Source organism: Salinimicrobium sp. WS361 (assembly GCF_050750585.1).
Taxonomy (GTDB): domain Bacteria; phylum Bacteroidota; class Bacteroidia; order Flavobacteriales; family Flavobacteriaceae; genus Salinimicrobium.
The window spans coordinates 58085-73724 of the sequence record NZ_JBOJLM010000012.1; the positions used below are offsets into that span (position 1 = coordinate 58085).

12 protein-coding genes are annotated in these 15640 nt (G+C 41.0%); 4 read left to right on the forward strand and 8 right to left on the reverse strand.

The window, feature by feature from the left end; translation table 11 throughout:
* Positions 1-12: 12 nt before the first annotated feature.
* Positions 13-3033, reverse strand: a complete 3021-nt coding sequence (locus ACQ93I_RS12640) for a tetratricopeptide repeat protein (RefSeq protein ID WP_431698812.1) — start codon at positions 3031-3033, stop codon at positions 13-15.
* Between the two features lie 199 nt (positions 3034-3232).
* Here ACQ93I_RS12640 and ACQ93I_RS12645 point away from each other — a divergent pair, with 199 nt between their 5' ends.
* Positions 3233-3916 (forward strand): cell division ATP-binding protein FtsE, encoded by a 684-nt coding sequence (locus ACQ93I_RS12645; protein WP_345599154.1) that lies wholly within the window; start codon positions 3233-3235, stop codon positions 3914-3916.
* 238 nt (positions 3917-4154) lie between these two features.
* Here ACQ93I_RS12645 and ACQ93I_RS12650 read toward each other — a convergent pair whose 3' ends face one another.
* The 4 genes from ACQ93I_RS12650 to typA all read right to left on the reverse strand — a co-directional run bounded on the left by ACQ93I_RS12650 (position 4155) and on the right by typA (position 7015).
* On the reverse strand, positions 4155-4445 hold the full coding sequence (locus ACQ93I_RS12650) for a type II toxin-antitoxin system RelE/ParE family toxin (protein ID WP_431698842.1): 291 nt from the start codon (positions 4443-4445) through the stop codon (positions 4155-4157).
* On the reverse strand, positions 4446-4682 hold the full coding sequence (locus tag ACQ93I_RS12655) for an addiction module protein (protein WP_266069887.1): 237 nt from the start codon (positions 4680-4682) through the stop codon (positions 4446-4448).
* Positions 4683-4885: 203 nt separating this feature from the next.
* Positions 4886-5119 carry a uroporphyrinogen decarboxylase gene (locus tag ACQ93I_RS12660; protein ID WP_266069886.1) on the reverse strand — a complete coding sequence of 78 codons (234 nt, stop codon included), beginning with the start codon at positions 5117-5119 and terminating at the stop codon, positions 4886-4888.
* 96 nt (positions 5120-5215) lie between these two features.
* Positions 5216-7015, reverse strand: coding sequence for a translational GTPase TypA (gene typA, locus ACQ93I_RS12665; protein ID WP_266069885.1), 1800 nt, complete (start codon positions 7013-7015; stop codon positions 5216-5218).
* A gap of 308 nt (positions 7016-7323) precedes the next feature.
* On the opposite strand from typA, the gene ACQ93I_RS12670 reads away from it, so the two are divergent.
* Positions 7324-7923 carry a nuclear transport factor 2 family protein gene (locus ACQ93I_RS12670; RefSeq protein ID WP_266069884.1) on the forward strand — a complete coding sequence of 200 codons (600 nt, stop codon included), beginning with the start codon at positions 7324-7326 and terminating at the stop codon, positions 7921-7923.
* Positions 7924-7980: 57 nt separating this feature from the next.
* Positions 7981-8799, forward strand: coding sequence for a 3-deoxy-8-phosphooctulonate synthase (gene kdsA / locus ACQ93I_RS12675; protein ID WP_431698813.1), 819 nt, complete (start codon positions 7981-7983; stop codon positions 8797-8799).
* Positions 8800-9143: 344 nt separating this feature from the next.
* On the opposite strand, the gene ACQ93I_RS12680 is transcribed toward kdsA, so the two are convergent.
* Positions 9144-11702 (reverse strand): adenosylcobalamin-dependent ribonucleoside-diphosphate reductase, encoded by a 2559-nt coding sequence (locus tag ACQ93I_RS12680; protein WP_266069881.1) that lies wholly within the window; start codon positions 11700-11702, stop codon positions 9144-9146.
* Positions 11703-12011: 309 nt separating this feature from the next.
* Between ACQ93I_RS12680 and ACQ93I_RS12685 the strand changes: the two genes are divergently transcribed.
* On the forward strand, positions 12012-13418 hold the full coding sequence (locus ACQ93I_RS12685) for a mechanosensitive ion channel (RefSeq protein ID WP_431698814.1): 1407 nt from the start codon (positions 12012-12014) through the stop codon (positions 13416-13418).
* Between the two features lie 122 nt (positions 13419-13540).
* On the opposite strand, the gene ACQ93I_RS12690 is transcribed toward ACQ93I_RS12685, so the two are convergent.
* Positions 13541-14374, reverse strand: a complete 834-nt coding sequence (locus ACQ93I_RS12690) for an endonuclease/exonuclease/phosphatase family protein (protein ID WP_431698815.1) — start codon at positions 14372-14374, stop codon at positions 13541-13543.
* Positions 14371-15588, reverse strand: a complete 1218-nt coding sequence (locus ACQ93I_RS12695) for an NAD(P)-dependent oxidoreductase (RefSeq protein ID WP_431698816.1) — start codon at positions 15586-15588, stop codon at positions 14371-14373. The genes ACQ93I_RS12690 and ACQ93I_RS12695 overlap by 4 nt, the downstream gene beginning before the upstream one ends.
* Positions 15589-15640 lie beyond the last annotated feature (52 nt).

The following is a 15640-nucleotide window of genomic DNA, read 5'->3' on the forward strand; positions in this document are numbered from 1 at the left end:
TTTATGTAATATTTAATTGTTGGTCTCTACAGAAGCATTTGTTTTAGCTTCCTCTGCTTTAATGCGGGCAAGTTCCTGCCTGGCCTCTTTTACAACTTCGGGGAACTGCGCGAAATTATTGATCACGTTATCCAGGATGTAAGTTGCCTGGTAAGCATCACCCAAAGCGTAGAAATTCTTAGCCATGAGCACCAGCCCCTTAGCACCATATAATTTATATTCGGAGTAATCACGCGCAAGTCGCTGTACCACGTCATTAGAAGCCTGATGGTTTCCTGCTTTATTTTTAAAATATGCATCATAGTATAAAGCTTCGGCAGCCAATTCTCCGGTGGCCGATTTCTGCACTTCGGCATAAGCGCGTTTTGCACGCTCTTCATTTCCTGTACGCAAGGCGGCACGGGCTATGATTACCTGCGCATCATTCTTTGCATCGGTCTCGGCATCAGGATTTGACAATACCTTTTCGGCATAGGCTACTGCTTCGTTGTAACTACCTTCTTCCAGGTAAGACTTCATCAGGTTAGACTGGGCAAAAATGGTATTTTGAGCAAACGATGCCTGGCTCTCCAACCGCTTTAACAGCGGTATAGCTTCGGAATAATTCCTGCTCTCCAAATAAATTTCAGAAAGCCTTGCCAAAGACTGCTCAAGATATTCTGAAGCCGATCTTTGGATCACATACTTGTAATACGGAATACTTTTCTGCTTATTTCCTTCACGGAAGTGTAACTGCCCCAGGTAGAAATTGGCCTGCACAGCATGAATTCCGTTAGGGAAAGAACTAAGATATTTTTCAAGTGCAGTAATTGCTGCTGAAGTATTGTTGTTTTGATATTGTTTCTCTGCCGATTCAAACGTCGTATTATCCAGGTCTACATCGGTCACCTCCACAAAATCCAGGTTTTTAACCCAGTTGGCGTACTCATCGGTCCTGCCCATGTCAACGTATATGAGGCGCGCAGTGCTTACTGCCTGAATTGCTTCAGCCGAATTCGGGTAATCGGCAACCACTTTTTTCATTTTCTCCAAAGCCTGAGAAGACTGATCGTTGTTGTAATAGATCAACCCCTGTTTCAGTAAAGCCTGCGGAACAAAAGTACTTCCGGGAACATCTCTAATAAGCCTGTCATAAGCCTGCATTCCCTGGCTTGTATTGTTCATGGCAACATACGTATTCCCCAGCTCGTAGGCCGCATCATCGCGATAGGACGAACGCGGATACTTCTGAAGAAATTCATTCAAAGATGCTATTTTAGTTTCGTTTCGCTGCACAAACCCGTAGCTGATGGCTTTTTGAAAAGCAGCATAGTCATTTTCATTTCCGTTTAAAGCAATAGCGGCATTATAAGCCTCCATTGCCGGCCAGTAACTACTGTTTACAAAGTAGCTGTCTCCCAATCTCACAAAAGCATCATTCCTTCTTGCCTTATCGTGGGAAGTATCATTGGAATAACGCTTAAAATATTCTACTGCACGATCGTAATCGCGCTGTTTGAAGTATGCATAACCAATATTATAGTCCAGGTTTTCTTTTTCTGAAACTCCCTGTGCGCCACTCATACCTGCAAATTCGCGGTAACCCACCAGTGCATCCTGGAAGTTGCGAAGGTTAAAATCGCTTTCGGCTTTCCAGAAAGTGGCCAAGGCAGTAAATCTTGGATCGCGTCTTTCACTTAAAGCCAGGTCAAAATATTCTTCGGCCTCTCTATAGTTTCCCTCTTTATAAAGTTCGAGTCCGCGGTAAAAAGCTACCTGCTGGTACACCACGTTATTCTGGAAATTACGATTTCCTTTAAGCAGGCGCATTGCTTCCTCATAATTTTTGGAAGTAATGAAAGAATTGATGAGCAATTCATTGATCTCTTCTTTAGCAGGCGAATTTGGGTATGTCTCCAGGTAATTCATCAAAACCTGTGGTGTGCTGGCATAGCTGTTTCCAATCTCGTAGCTTAACTTGGCATAATTAAGAGCAGCATCGGCCTTGATCTCCGGATTGAAATCCATCTCACTTGCATTTTTAAACGCATTGAGGGCCTGTTGCTTCTTATCGGTCTTTAGGTAAGATTGAGCTAAGTGGTAATATGCATTTTGGGCCACGGCATTTTTACCGTCAATGATCTTATTGAATTCTGAGATCGCGGCTTCATAATCTCCCTGCTGAAAATAAGCGTAACCCAACTGGTAGTAATCTGTATTATTCCACTTACCTCTTTCCCCCTGGTATTCCTTTAAATAAGGAATAGCTTTATCATACTGCCCAAGGTTGAAGTAACTTTCGCCTATGATCTTATTGAGTTCAGACCTGTCGCGGCGATCGGCACGGGGCAATTGCTCCAGCCCAAGTTCAATGGCCTTTTCAAAATTCCCCTGCTTAAAATTCATATCGGCCTGGAAGTAAGACAGGTCTTCTTCATAGCGTTCGGCATCTTCTACTTCTTCAAAAAGGGCATTTGCCTGCTCATAGTCATCGCCTTCATAAGCCATGAAACCGAGGTAGTATTTGGCCTGGCTGCCGTACTTTTTTGAATCTTTCACCTTGTTAAGGTATTCTTTGGCCTCATCATATTGTTTGGCCCTAAAATAAGCATACCCGTTATTGAAGCTAAATCGCTCTTTTTCGGCCTTGCTCAGGTTTCTTTGATCTACAGTATCGTACCATTTGCGGGCAAGAGAGTATTTTCCTGTTTCAAAATAATAGTCGGCAACATCGAGGTAAGCTGCATTTGTTTTAGTGCTGGTAGGATATCGCTGCACAAAATCTTCCATGAGCGCATCGGCCCCGGGTTGGTTCAGGCGAATCGCAGCATTGGCGATATAATAAGCGGCGTTGGCTTTAACCCTTTCATCGTCCACTTCATCCTGTACTTCATCAAAGAGGGTTTGCGCGGCAAGGTATTGCCCATTGTTGTATAATTCCAGGGCGCGGTTATAATCGGCCAGTGCATTTGTTTGAATGGCAGATTGTTGTGAAAAACCGGAAACTGAAAAGAAAACAAAAACAACAAAAAGGCAGATTTTGCAATGTTTCATTCGTAGATTTTATTTTGTTGATGATTCAAAGATATAAGAAACTCTAAGGTAATAACGCCTTTATTGTAAGATAAATTATGCATTCTAGTTAAATGAAACCTAAAATTTAGCTGAAAAAAATTCAGCAGAAGAAAAGCAACTCAAGCTCTCATATTTACGTTCTCTTTCTTACTTTTACCTCTCTAAAATGTCATTTTTCATGTCAAATACTGTTCTGTACCTAAAAGACGCTGCGATCTACCAACGGGAGACGCTTATTCTTTCTGAAGTAAATATCGAGATTGAAAAAGGGGAATTTGTTTACCTCATAGGAAAGACCGGGACAGGAAAAAGTAGCTTCATGAAAACCCTTTATGGCGACCTGCCCCTTACCGAAGGAGAAGGAAGTATTGTAGATTACGATCTGCGCACCCTGCGAGAAAAAGATATTCCCTTTCTACGCCGAAAGCTGGGAGTGGTGTTTCAGGATTTTAAACTACTGAATGATCGCAATGTAAATGACAACCTGTTGTTTGTACTTAAAGCTACCGGCTGGAAAGACAAAGCCGCTATGGATGCCAAGATCGAAGAGGTGCTAAAAAAGGTAGGGATGGGTACCAAAGGTTTTAAAAATCCGTACCAGTTATCTGGTGGGGAGCAGCAACGTATTGCCATTGCCCGTGCCCTGCTCAATGACCCCGAACTTATCCTGGCCGATGAGCCTACCGGAAACCTCGATCCGCAGACCTCTGTAGAAGTTATGGAAGTACTGCAGCAAATCTCCAAAAACGGAAAGACCATACTTATGGCCACTCACGATTATGCATTACTGCTTAAATACCCTTCAAAAACCCTGAAGTGCGACGGGCAAAAAGTATTTGAGGTGGTTCAGAAAACTGTATAATTTAAGGTTCATGGTTTAAGGTTTAAGGTTTAAGGTTTAAGGTTTAAGGTTTAAGGTTTAAGGTTTAAGGTTTAAGGTGCAAAATTCAAAGTTGTTTTATAGTACCAGATTCCAGTGACTGAATTTTAAATTTGAATAATACAACCCAACCTGTTCATAATTGTAGTGGGATTCGTAGAGCGACTGTAGTAATCCTTCTACTTTGAACCTTATGGTGCATTTTTAATTCACCTCGTTTTTATTTCCTCTTTTTACCTGGATCCTGCCAGGTATTAAAAACAGAATATACAATTATCCTGTCCTCAATAATTTCGTAAACAACCAGAAATGGAAATCGTTTCAGGAAAGCTTCTCTATACGGCTTTCTTTTCTGCGGAAAATGCTCAGGGTGAGAAGCAATTCTATTGAAATAAATATTTAAATGATCTAAAAATTCTTCCCCCAGACCCAATCGTTTATCCTGATGGTAGAGATAAGCTTTCGCTATTTCAAGTGCTGCTTCTTCTTTTATTTCTATATGAAATTCTATTTAGGAATTAGCAGACTTAATTTTTCGCTTTACTTCTTCCCAGGAAAGGGACTTACTTTCGCCTTTTAGATGCGCCTCTCTCCGTGAATCTAAAATTTGATATTGATCTTCATCAAGAATAGGCTCATTCACCTCATTTTCATATGTTTCCGCTATAGCTTCAAGCATTTTTAGAAGTCTTACATCTGCTGTGTCAACATATTCTCTTACCTTATTTCTCAAATCTCCTGAAGTCATCACTTATTATTTTATATTAAAGTTACCATTTTTGTTATTTACTATTATAAATGCTTCAGAGTAAATCAGTTAAACACCTTCCAAAAATGACATTTTTGAGAGGTCATATAAATTCATAATTCTAATCATATTTCGTAAGTCTAATTTCGTAAGTCTACCTTCGCACTTCTAAAATCGTACTTCGTAAGTCTACCTTCGTTCTTCTAACTTTCCTTCGGTTTAATAAAAAGATAATAGATATTGATTAGTACAATAGCACCATTAGTGATGATGAGCGGCCAGGAATCGAGTAAAATTCCGTAAGCAACGAAGAACAAACATCCAAGGCTGTTGATGTACCTAAGGGTGGTTATATTTCTCATTAGGAAGGACAGCAGCAGAAAAAAAGATGCCAGGTATCCAATCCATTCTATATACGATATTCCTAAAATTTCCATTCCTGAATGATGCTTAGATTGAGGAGTTCTATAAAAAAATAAGGCCTGTCAAAAATCGCGTTTTTGACAGGCCTTAAGATATAAAATTATTTAATCTTAAATAGTCTTATTTCTTTTACGATCATTCTCTGTAAGATAGATCTTTCTAAGGCGCAGGTGCTTTGGTGTTACTTCTACATATTCATCTTTCTGAATATATTCCAAAGCCTCTTCCAAAGAGAATTTTATTGCAGGAACGATCTTCGCTTTATCATCGGCTCCCGATGAACGTACGTTCGAAAGTTTTTTGGTTTTGGTGATGTTCACTACCATATCATCCTGGCGTGAGTTCTCTCCAATTACCTGCCCTTCATAAATATCCTCTCCCGGATCAACAAAGAATTTTCCACGATCCTGAAGTTTATCGATAGAGTAAGGAATTGCTTTACCTTTTTCCATAGAAACTAAAGAACCATTCTGGCGCTCAGGAATACCACCTTTAAGCGGCTGATATTCTTTGTAGCGGTGTGCCATAATAGCTTCTCCGGCAGTTGCAGTCAATAGCTGATTTCTAAGACCAATAATTCCGCGGGATGGGATCTGGAACTGGATAGTCATCCTATCTCCTTTTCCTTCCATACTCAACATCTCCCCTTTTCTCATGGTCACCATCTCTACTGCTTTTCCTGAAACATCTTCAGGAAGATCTATAGTCAACTCTTCAATGGGCTCACACTTCACACCATCAATTTCTTTGATGATTACCTGTGGCTGACCAATTTGAAGTTCGTAACCTTCACGACGCATGGTTTCAATAAGCACAGATAAGTGAAGAACTCCACGGCCAAAGACCATGAATTTATCGGCACTATCAGTCTCCTGCACCCTAAGGGCAAGGTTCTTTTCAAGCTCCTTCATCAGGCGCTCCTTTATGTGTCTTGAAGTAACAAACTTTCCGTCTTTTCCGAAGAAAGGAGAATCGTTGATGGTGAAGAGCATGCTCATTGTTGGCTCATCAATAGCAATGGTTTTAAGACCTTCAGGATTTTCAAAATCGGCTACAGTATCTCCAATCTCAAATCCTTCAAGCCCCACAATAGCACAAATATCCCCGGCGTGTACTTCTTCTATCTTTCTACGGCCAAGACCTTCAAAAGTGTGTAATTCTTTAATTCTTGTCTTTTTGATAGTGCCGTCCCTTTTCACAAGGGCAACAGGCATACCTTCTTTTAAAGTCCCACGTTGAAGGCGACCAATGGCGATCCTTCCGGTAAAGGAAGAAAAGTCAAGAGAAGTGATCAACATTTGTGGAGAACCTTCCTCAACTTTTGGAGAAGGAATATGTTCGATCACCATGTCAAGAAGCGGTTCAATATTTTGGGTTTGGTTTCTCCAGTCGTCGCTCATCCAGTTATTCTTGGCTGAACCATATACTGAAGGAAAATCAAGCTGCCATTCTTCGGCCCCAAGTTCAAACATAAGGTCAAAAACCTTTTCATGAACTTCTTCGGGTGTACAGTTTTCTTTATCAACTTTATTGATCACCACACATGGCTTCAATCCAAGGTCAATTGCTTTTTGAAGTACAAAACGGGTTTGCGGCATAGGCCCTTCAAAAGCATCTACTAAAAGTAGTACGCCATCTGCCATGTTCAACACCCTTTCTACCTCTCCTCCAAAGTCGGCGTGACCAGGAGTATCAATAATGTTGATCTTGGTATCCTTGTAAACTACAGATACGTTTTTGGAAGTAATAGTGATGCCCCGTTCCCTTTCAAGGTCATTGTTGTCCAGGATAAGGTCTCCGGTATTTTCGTTTTCCCTGAAAAGCCTGCAGTGGTACATTATTTTGTCCACCAGGGTGGTTTTTCCGTGGTCAACGTGTGCGATGATCGCGATATTCTTGATAGCTGTCATATAAACGCCTGATTTTTAAAGGCTGCAAAGGTACGTTTATTTTTTCCATTTAAAATAGCTGTGCTTTGAATTAAATTTTTATTTATAAAAACCATAAACAACTGTCTACTAAAAAGTTAGGCAACTTATTGTAGATTTTATACATCTTAAGCGTGTAGAAGAGGTTGAGGATTTGCCCCAGACATGCCCTAAAACTGAGCTTTCTCATATTTTAAGAATATGAAATTCCTTTTGAGCGTATAATTCAGTAAATTTAAGTGATTAGTATTCAGCATATTAATTAAAAGGTATAACCTAAAACAAAAGCTATGAGAACGAAAGGAAGAATGAAGAAGAGAATACTGCTGTTATGCCTTAGCCTGCTCTTAGCAGTTGCCAATGTGCAGCCCGGTATGGCGCAGGTAGATGGCCAGCCAAGTCTTGATTTTCCCATGCAGGACCAATTGGTGAAAACAGCGAAAGAAATAGTAAAAGCCTATGAAACCGGAAACTGGGAAACCCTTAGGCAAGACGCTACTGAAAATGCCATTTTTCACAACCTTGGCAGTTATGACAGCTTAACGATTGACCAGACCATAAAGTACTGGAAAAAAGGGCGGGAATCTGCCACTCCTGTATTATCCGAAGATGGTGTGTGGCTGGGAGTGTCTATAGCCGAAGGTGCCAGGAAGGGAAATTGGGTACTGCATTGGGGTACCAACACCCTTAGCTACCCCAATGGAGAAACTATAAGCTTTCCATACCATGTAGCTCTCAAATTTGAGGGAAACAAGGTAAGTGCAGCTCATTTTTATTATGACAACAATAAAATAATAAGAGCTTTGGGTTATGAAATTCAGCCGCCGTTCGAGGAAGAAGAGAGCGAAGATCCTTCCGCAGAAATAGACGGAAGTAAAAAAGGGTCTTAAAAAAGGCATTTCCACATAACGTTCTAAAAAAGGTATCTTTGCAGTAAAATTTTTTCTATGCAACTTGATAAGATACTTCAGATAAAACATACCGACTCCGGAAATTTTTTCCTGCTTGCCGGCCCTTGTGCCATTGAAGGTGAAGATATGGCTTTGCGCATAGCCGAAACCATTGTGGGCATTACCGACAAACTGCAAATTCCTTATATTTTTAAAGGTTCCTTCAAAAAGGCAAACCGCAGCCGCATTGACAGCTTTACCGGGATTGGGGATGAAAAAGCCCTGAAAATTCTTCGGAAAGTTTCTGAAACCTTTGGTGTTCCTACTGTTACAGATATTCATGAACGCGAAGATGCTACTTTAGCTGCAGAATATGTGGATGTACTGCAGATTCCTGCATTTTTGGTACGCCAAACGGATTTGGTAGTGGCGGCCGCCGAGACAGGAAAAGTAGTGAACCTGAAGAAAGGCCAGTTTATGAGTCCGGAGAGTATGAAACATGCAGTCACCAAAGTTCAGGAATGCAATAACGAGCAGGTGATGGTAACCGACAGAGGGACCATGTTTGGCTACCAGGACATGATCGTTGACTTCCGGGGAATACCTACCATGCGCCAGTTTGCGCCTACCGTTCTTGATGTAACGCATTCCCTGCAACAGCCCAACCAGAGCAGCGGCGTAACAGGCGGAAGGCCCGACATGATCGAAACTATTGCCCGTGCGGGAATTGCAACCGGAGCCGACGGAATTTTTATCGAAACTCATTTTGATCCTGCCAACGCAAAGAGTGACGGGGCCAATATGCTGGACATTCAGTATTTAGAGAGATTGTTAAGCAACCTGACAGCGATTAGAAAGACCATAAATTCTTTTTAAGATTAATCTCGTCGTGGATTACACATCGGCACGGATTGCAAATCCGCGCCATCTAAGAGATTCTTCAGACCTAACAGGTTTTTGAAAAACCTGTTAGGTCTTTTTGTTAAGAATACTCTTATTATTCTTTTTAAGTTCCCGGTTAGAATATTCACAATTTGAATTCATTAGTACAGGACATCGGCACGGATTGCTAATCCGTGCCATCTTGAGAAACTTTTTAAACCTCACAGGTTTCAAAAACCTGTGAGGTTTCTTACAATTTCATTTAGATCTATAAAATAAAACCCCGCTCCTATTCAGAAGCGGGGTTTTCCTATTTACCGGGGGACAAAATTAAATTCTTACCCGCATTTGGAGTAGCCACAGCTCTTGCAAACCAGGCAACCTTCAGAAAAAATGATTCCGTCAGGATCTCCACACTCGCCACATTCTTTGTCGGCGGCAGGTGTACCATCGGGGACAAATTGCTTAAGAGCACGTACAACTCCTGCTTTCCAGGTATTGATGCTTTCGTCAAGCAGGTTAAGGTTGTTAATAAGGTCAACTACGTATGGGATTGGCATTCCGTGACGAAGCACTCCGGAAATCAATTTTGCATAGTTCCAGTATTCTTCATTAAAAGATCTTGACAATCCTTCAATGGTCACTTTATAGCCGTGCTTATCACAGAACTGAAAATCGTACCTTGAGTTTCCATCTTCATCCCTGTTTTTGATCACATATCCTTTTTCTACCCAATTTGGCAGGTTGAAAACATCTTCCATTTTACCGGTAAAGATCTCGTAAGGACGATCATTCAGAATTCCGACAACGGCAAGCCATTTTTCACTTTCGTTATTGAAACGAATGATCCTTGATTCAAGTTTCTTAGGACGTTTTGGGGCATAAGTTTCAGCAAATACATTTTGAACTGCATCGGCTTTTTTATCCTTTTTATCATCTGAAGAAACAAGGATACCGCTTCGGGAACCATCGCGATAAACTGTAATTCCCTTTAGTCCCTGTCTCCAGGATTCAATATAGATATCACTTACCTTATCTGTAGTCACATCACTGGCAAGATTGATTGTAGAGCTTATAGAATGTGTGGTATATTTTTGAACCAAAGCCTGCATTTCTACACGTTTTTGCCAGTTAATTTCTGAAGCAGTGGCACCTGCATAAGGACTTTCTTCAATAGCTTCTTTGCCTGAAGCATCCATCCAGGTCTTTACTTTTGGGTGATATACGGTAAATTCTTCAAAAGCATCTCCGGTATCATCAACAAAGGCCACTTTCGCGTTCTTTTCTGAAGCATTGACTTTTCTTCTTCTCTTGTAAGACAACATGAAAACTGGCTCAATTCCTGAAGAAGTTTGAGCGAGCATACTAAGACTTCCTGTTGGAGCTACAGTACTAATAGAAATGTTTCTTCTACCGTGCTGCATCATGCGGTTATATTGCCCCGGGAATTCTCTCTTCATCATCTGCACGAAATCTGACTTCTCTTCGATAGCCGGATCAAAAACCTTGAATGGTTCTCTTGTGATCGCCATATCGATACTACTGTCAAATTCTCCTTTCAGTTTTGTCTGCATAATTTTGTCAACTACTTCAAGAGCTTCATCGGTATCAAATTTCACTCCAAGGGCAGCAACTGCATCGGCAAGGGCAGTGAATCCTAAACCGGTACGTCTTCCGTTTTTGCCATTTTCAGCAAGTAACTTCCAGGTATCTATTTCATTTTTCTTAATAAAATCTGGCTCTTCGTCCTTATCAATTTTAGCAAGAATCTTTTCTACCGCTTCCAATTCAAGATCTACAAGATCATCCATTAAACGCTGGGTTTCATAGATCACTTTATAGAACTTCTCATGGTTAAAAGAAGCATTTTCAGTAAAAGGATTATCTACAAAGTTATATAGGTTAACGGCGATCAATCTACAGGAATCCCCTCCCTGCATGGCAATTTCTGAACATGGATTTGTAGAACTGTTTTTAAACCCGGGATAGAAGGAAGAAGTTGAATAGGTATGCTGCTTATCCCAAAAGATCAATCCTGGTTCGGCAGTATTGTGCGCACATCTTATGATGGTATCCCAAAGCTCTTTAGCCCTAACCTTTTTAGTGTATTTAGGATTCGGGCTGTCAATTGGCCAGCGCAGGGTAAAATCGGCATCATCGGTTACCGCCTGCATAAATTCGTCTGAAAGCCTTAGAGAAATATTGGCTCCGGTTACTTTTTTAAGGTCCTGCTTTATAGTGATAAAGTCTTCTACATCTGGGTGCGCTACATCAATAGTCAGCATTAAAGCTCCGCGTCGGCCATTTTGAGCTACTTCCCTGGTGGTATTAGAGAAGCGCTCCATAAAAGAAACTGCTCCGGTAGTAGTTCCGGCTGCATTTGAAACCTGTGCATTATTGGGGCGCAGACCAGAAAGATCAACACCTACCCCGCAACGCCTTTTGAACAATTGTACCAACTGCTGGTCTGTATGTAAAATTCCGCCGTAAGAATCGTAAACAGGTGGTACCACCACACAATTAGACAAAGAAGCTATCATTTGATCATTCCCAAGGGCCGCCATGACACTACCCTGCGGAATGCTGTATTTAAAATCCTTGAAAAGCTGGAAAATACGTTCTTCACTTAAGAATTCTCTTGTCTTTCCGTATTCAGAAAGGTTCTCTTTTCCCGCTACACGATCGGCATATTTTGCCTCCATCCGGGCAAATTCCCTCGCCATACGTCTGTGCATATCATCGGGAGTCAACTCAAAAAATTTTCCTTTTTTGTCTTTTACTGCATACTTATTTATCCAGGTAGTGGCTGCAAGCTCATCATTTTTAAAATATTTTAAACATGCTTGCAGTACCTCATCATAGGTATAAGTCTGGGTACTAAATAATTCTTCAACCATGGCCGTTTGTTTTTGTTTTAACTTGAAAGAGGAGTAAAGTTATTTTAATTCAGCAGTTTTAAAAGAGGGCCTGCAGCTTTCTTATTAACTAAAGACTGTTGAAAAAAAATTTGAGATTTTTTCTGAAATCTGGCATTTCCTTTCAGCCCTTACCACTCCTAATTTCGTCTCTACTATCTCTTCATATTTTAGGTAAAAAAATATTAACAACAACCGTAAAATTTTTTTTAAACTCTTGTTAAGTAACTGTGGCATAAGCTCTTTTTAATCTACCTTCAAATACTAACTATCTTAAAAAAACAATAAATTATGGACACACAATTAGAAAACATAGGAGACCGCATTGCCTATTTCCTGCCCAACCTCCTGGGGGCGCTGCTGGTACTTCTCATTGGCTGGCTTATTGCTAAAGGCATTAAGGTTATGGTGGTGAAATTGCTTCGCAAAACCTCCTGGGATGACAAAATTTTTGGCGGGGATAATATAGATGACACCAATGTTTTTGTTGGGAATATCTTCTATTATTTAATCATGATCATTGTTCTCCTAATCGCTTTAGAGGTTTTAGGAATAAGTGAGGTGCTTGCACCCCTTGAAAATATGCTCAACGAGTTCCTGCTCTTTATTCCCAATTTAATTGGAGCTCTTTTAATTGGATTTATTGGTTATGTGCTCGCAAAATTTGTTGCCAATCTTGTTCACATTGGCGGCGGATTGCTAGACAGGATGATAGATAAAACCGGGTTTAAAGACACAGACCAACTTGTGAACATACTTCGGAAACTGGTATTTATAATCATCTTTATTCCATTTCTCATTCAGGCTTTCAACACGCTGCGCCTGGATGCCATTTCTGAACCCGCCAATGACATCCTCTATGGCTTTACAGAACTTATAGGAGAAATAGTGATCGCTGCCCTCATTCTACTGGTATTTGTTTGGGGTGGTAGATATCTCGCCAATTTCCTGGAAGATCTCTTCAGAAGCATGGGGCTGGACCGCACGGCTGAAAAGATCCAGATCCATAACATGATAGGAGAAGGACAATCGCTTTCAAAACTCGTGGCAAACCTCATTTATTTCTTCCTGGTATTCTTCGGAATTATTACCGCTGTAGAGATCTTAGGACTTTCGAGACTTACTGAAATACTTCATCAAATTTTGGAGATCACGGGTCAAATCCTCTTTGGTCTTGTCATTCTTGCTATAGGAAATTATATTTCTCTCCTTATATATAACACGATGACGCGCTCAAGCAAGAATCACTTTATTGCAGGCGTTATTCGCTGGGCATCACTCGCTCTTTTCATTGCCATCGCCTTACGAACCATGGGGATTGCCAATGAAATTGTAGAACTTGCCTTCGGATTGATACTTGGTGCCATAGCCGTTGCAGTAGCTTTAAGTTACGGTCTTGGTGGCCGGGAGGCAGCCGGGGAGCATTTTAGAGATATTATTCAGAAGTTTAGAAGCGAAGCAGCCGATGCCCGCGACCCAAACCGTGACAACCCTGATGTGCGAAACACCGAAAGGAAATTTCCGCCAGAAGGTACCGGCGCCGGAAATGCCAGCACCCCTAAAACTTCCAGGGATACTTCAGGTGACAAACCAGGTGACAATCCGGGATCTAATCCTTCAAAACCCAATCCTCCCCGAAATCCTGATAAAAACGGGCCGGCAGGTGCAGGACCAAACGATCCTATTAATCCGACTTAATAGGAAAACAGTTGTCAAAAATGTCATTTTTGAAGCTTCTTCTGAAGTTTCAGAAATGAAAATCAGACCAAACACAAAGAGGGCCCCGTCAAAGGCCCTCTTTATTATTTATACCGAATAATTTATTTTAATTTCAAATCTACCATTACCGGAAGGTGATCTGAAAAATAACGCAGATCCCGGGAATCACTCAGTACGGCATATTTTTTCACCTGCACATCGCCATCGGTAAAAATATAATCTATTCGCGTGGTGACGGGTTCATGGAATTTATACGCATTAAAAGTACCTTCGGGTCCAAAAGTGTGATCTGCGACTTTTTTAGAATCTTTATAATGAGAAGCCAGGCAATTTACTTCTTCTGTGTCAGGTTCCAAATTGAGATCTCCCATTAATACTACCGGCAATTTCTCTTTATTTAATTCTGAGATCTTGTTATGGATTAATCGAACGCTCTGCTGTCTTGCCTCTTTCCCTACGTGATCAAAATGTGTATTAAAAACCCAGAATTCTTTTCCTGAATCTTTCAATCTAAACTTCCCATAAGTACACACCCTTGGATATGCGGCATCCCAACCTTTTCCGGGAGTTTCGGGCGTTGAAGAAAGCCAGAAGGTTCCCTCCTTTAAAAGTTCAAGATCATCAGCCTTAAAAAATATGGCACTAAATTCCCCTTTTTGAGCCCCGTCGTCACGTCCCTTTCCGAAGAATTGGTATTGGTTATCGAGTTCATTTTCTAAAAATTCGAGCTGCCCCTGCAACGCCTCCTGGACTCCAAAGATATGCGGCTCATAAAACCTGAGTTGGGCCGCCAGATCATCTTTTCGGTTTGACCAGCTGTTCTCTCCATCATTCTCGTTGGCATACTTAATATTATAGCTCATCACCTGTAGCTGGGCTTTTACCGGGATTGATGCGAACAGCAGGATCATTAAGCTCATGGTGTATTTTTTCATATTTCTGATTCTTCTCTTTTTACGTAATCTTTGAGGTAACTAAACCGTGGGGTCAAACTGCCATTTTTGGTCATTTGCGCCCGTTGTAAAATTCCGTCTTTATCACCGTTAAAAAAAGCGGGGAGTACATTTTCCAGGAACATTTGCCCAAAACCTTCACTGGCATCCCGTGGCAATTCACACGGTAAATTATCTACAGCCATCACCAGGATCGCATCTTCATCCTTAAAATCAACCTCTTTTTCTTCCTGTTTATTATAACCGTAAAACGGTTCGACGATGGTAGAAGGACGAATGGTGCTGGGAATGGGTCCGTCAATATCGCAGGAGATGTCAGCAATATATTTGATTCTGAAATCTGGGGATTTTGCATCTTCAGCAGTAAAAAAGACCGGGGCGCCTTCCCCGTAGAAGTGCCCGGCTATTAGAAAATCTGCCGCATTAGCAAACTTTTTGAAATCACTTTCATAAAGTTCGGGGTGGTTGTAAAATTCCCTGTTACTGCCCTGGGCTCCATCTTTACGCCTATTATAGTCCAGCACGTCAACCTGGCAGTAAACGGGATGGGTATATTCGGAATTGAGGAATTCCTCTACCCTCACCTTTGGTATTTTTAAATGTTCGAGGATCTCCTTAGCTCCCTCCCCCACTTTCCCACTGCCTGTAAGCACAATTTTAAGGGGCGGGATAGAAATTTTGTCAAGTTCATCCTGAATAGTCTTGAGGTCGGGGAGACTTTCAGCTTTAGGGAGTTCAAAAATGCCATTTTTGAGACCTATGCCTCTAAATCCGTTGTAAGCTCCTACAATCCCAGCATATCTTCCGAAGCCAATGAGCCGGCCGCCAGTTTCATTAATAATAACTTCATGGTCATAAAGTTCAATATTCTTTTTAAGAATTTCCCGCAATAAATCCCGGTTATAGGGCTGTTTTTTAATGGTATGAGAGAAGAAAAAGTATTTTTTATCGGGAATTAAATAAGGTAGTGGCACCTCTTTAACCCCCAGCATGATATCACAGTCAGAAATATCTTCAGTTACTTCAAAACCTGCCTGCCTGTACTCCTCATCTCTAAAGATCCTGATGTCTGAACTTTCTATCTTGAACTGGATATCAGGGAATTGCTTCACAGCTTCCCTGAGTTCTTCAGGAGAAAATACCACACGACGATCTGGGGGAGTTTTTCGCTCTTTTATAAGGGCAAATTTTATCATACTGAAATAGCTTTTTAAAATGTTTGGATTTTCTCAAAGATAGGAATTATTA

Excerpts from the sequence above, each read along its gene's own strand:
- ACQ93I_RS12670 (WP_266069884.1), top strand. The coding sequence starts at position 7,324 with ATGAGAACGAAAGGAAGAATGAAGAAGAGAATACTGCTGTTATGCCTT.
- ACQ93I_RS12640 (WP_431698812.1), bottom strand. The coding sequence starts at position 3,033 with ATGAAACATTGCAAAATCTGCCTTTTTGTTGTTTTTGTTTTCTTTTCA.
- ACQ93I_RS12680 (WP_266069881.1), bottom strand. The coding sequence starts at position 11,702 with ATGGTTGAAGAATTATTTAGTACCCAGACTTATACCTATGATGAGGTA.
- ACQ93I_RS12695 (WP_431698816.1), bottom strand. The coding sequence starts at position 15,588 with ATGATAAAATTTGCCCTTATAAAAGAGCGAAAAACTCCCCCAGATCGT.
- kdsA (WP_431698813.1), top strand. The coding sequence starts at position 7,981 with ATGCAACTTGATAAGATACTTCAGATAAAACATACCGACTCCGGAAAT.
- ACQ93I_RS12660 (WP_266069886.1), bottom strand. The coding sequence starts at position 5,119 with ATGGAAATTTTAGGAATATCGTATATAGAATGGATTGGATACCTGGCA.
- ACQ93I_RS12645 (WP_345599154.1), top strand. The coding sequence starts at position 3,233 with ATGTCAAATACTGTTCTGTACCTAAAAGACGCTGCGATCTACCAACGG.
- typA (WP_266069885.1), bottom strand. The coding sequence starts at position 7,015 with ATGACAGCTATCAAGAATATCGCGATCATCGCACACGTTGACCACGGA.
- ACQ93I_RS12690 (WP_431698815.1), bottom strand. The coding sequence starts at position 14,374 with ATGAAAAAATACACCATGAGCTTAATGATCCTGCTGTTCGCATCAATC.
- ACQ93I_RS12655 (WP_266069887.1), bottom strand. The coding sequence starts at position 4,682 with ATGACTTCAGGAGATTTGAGAAATAAGGTAAGAGAATATGTTGACACA.
- ACQ93I_RS12685 (WP_431698814.1), top strand. The coding sequence starts at position 12,012 with ATGGACACACAATTAGAAAACATAGGAGACCGCATTGCCTATTTCCTG.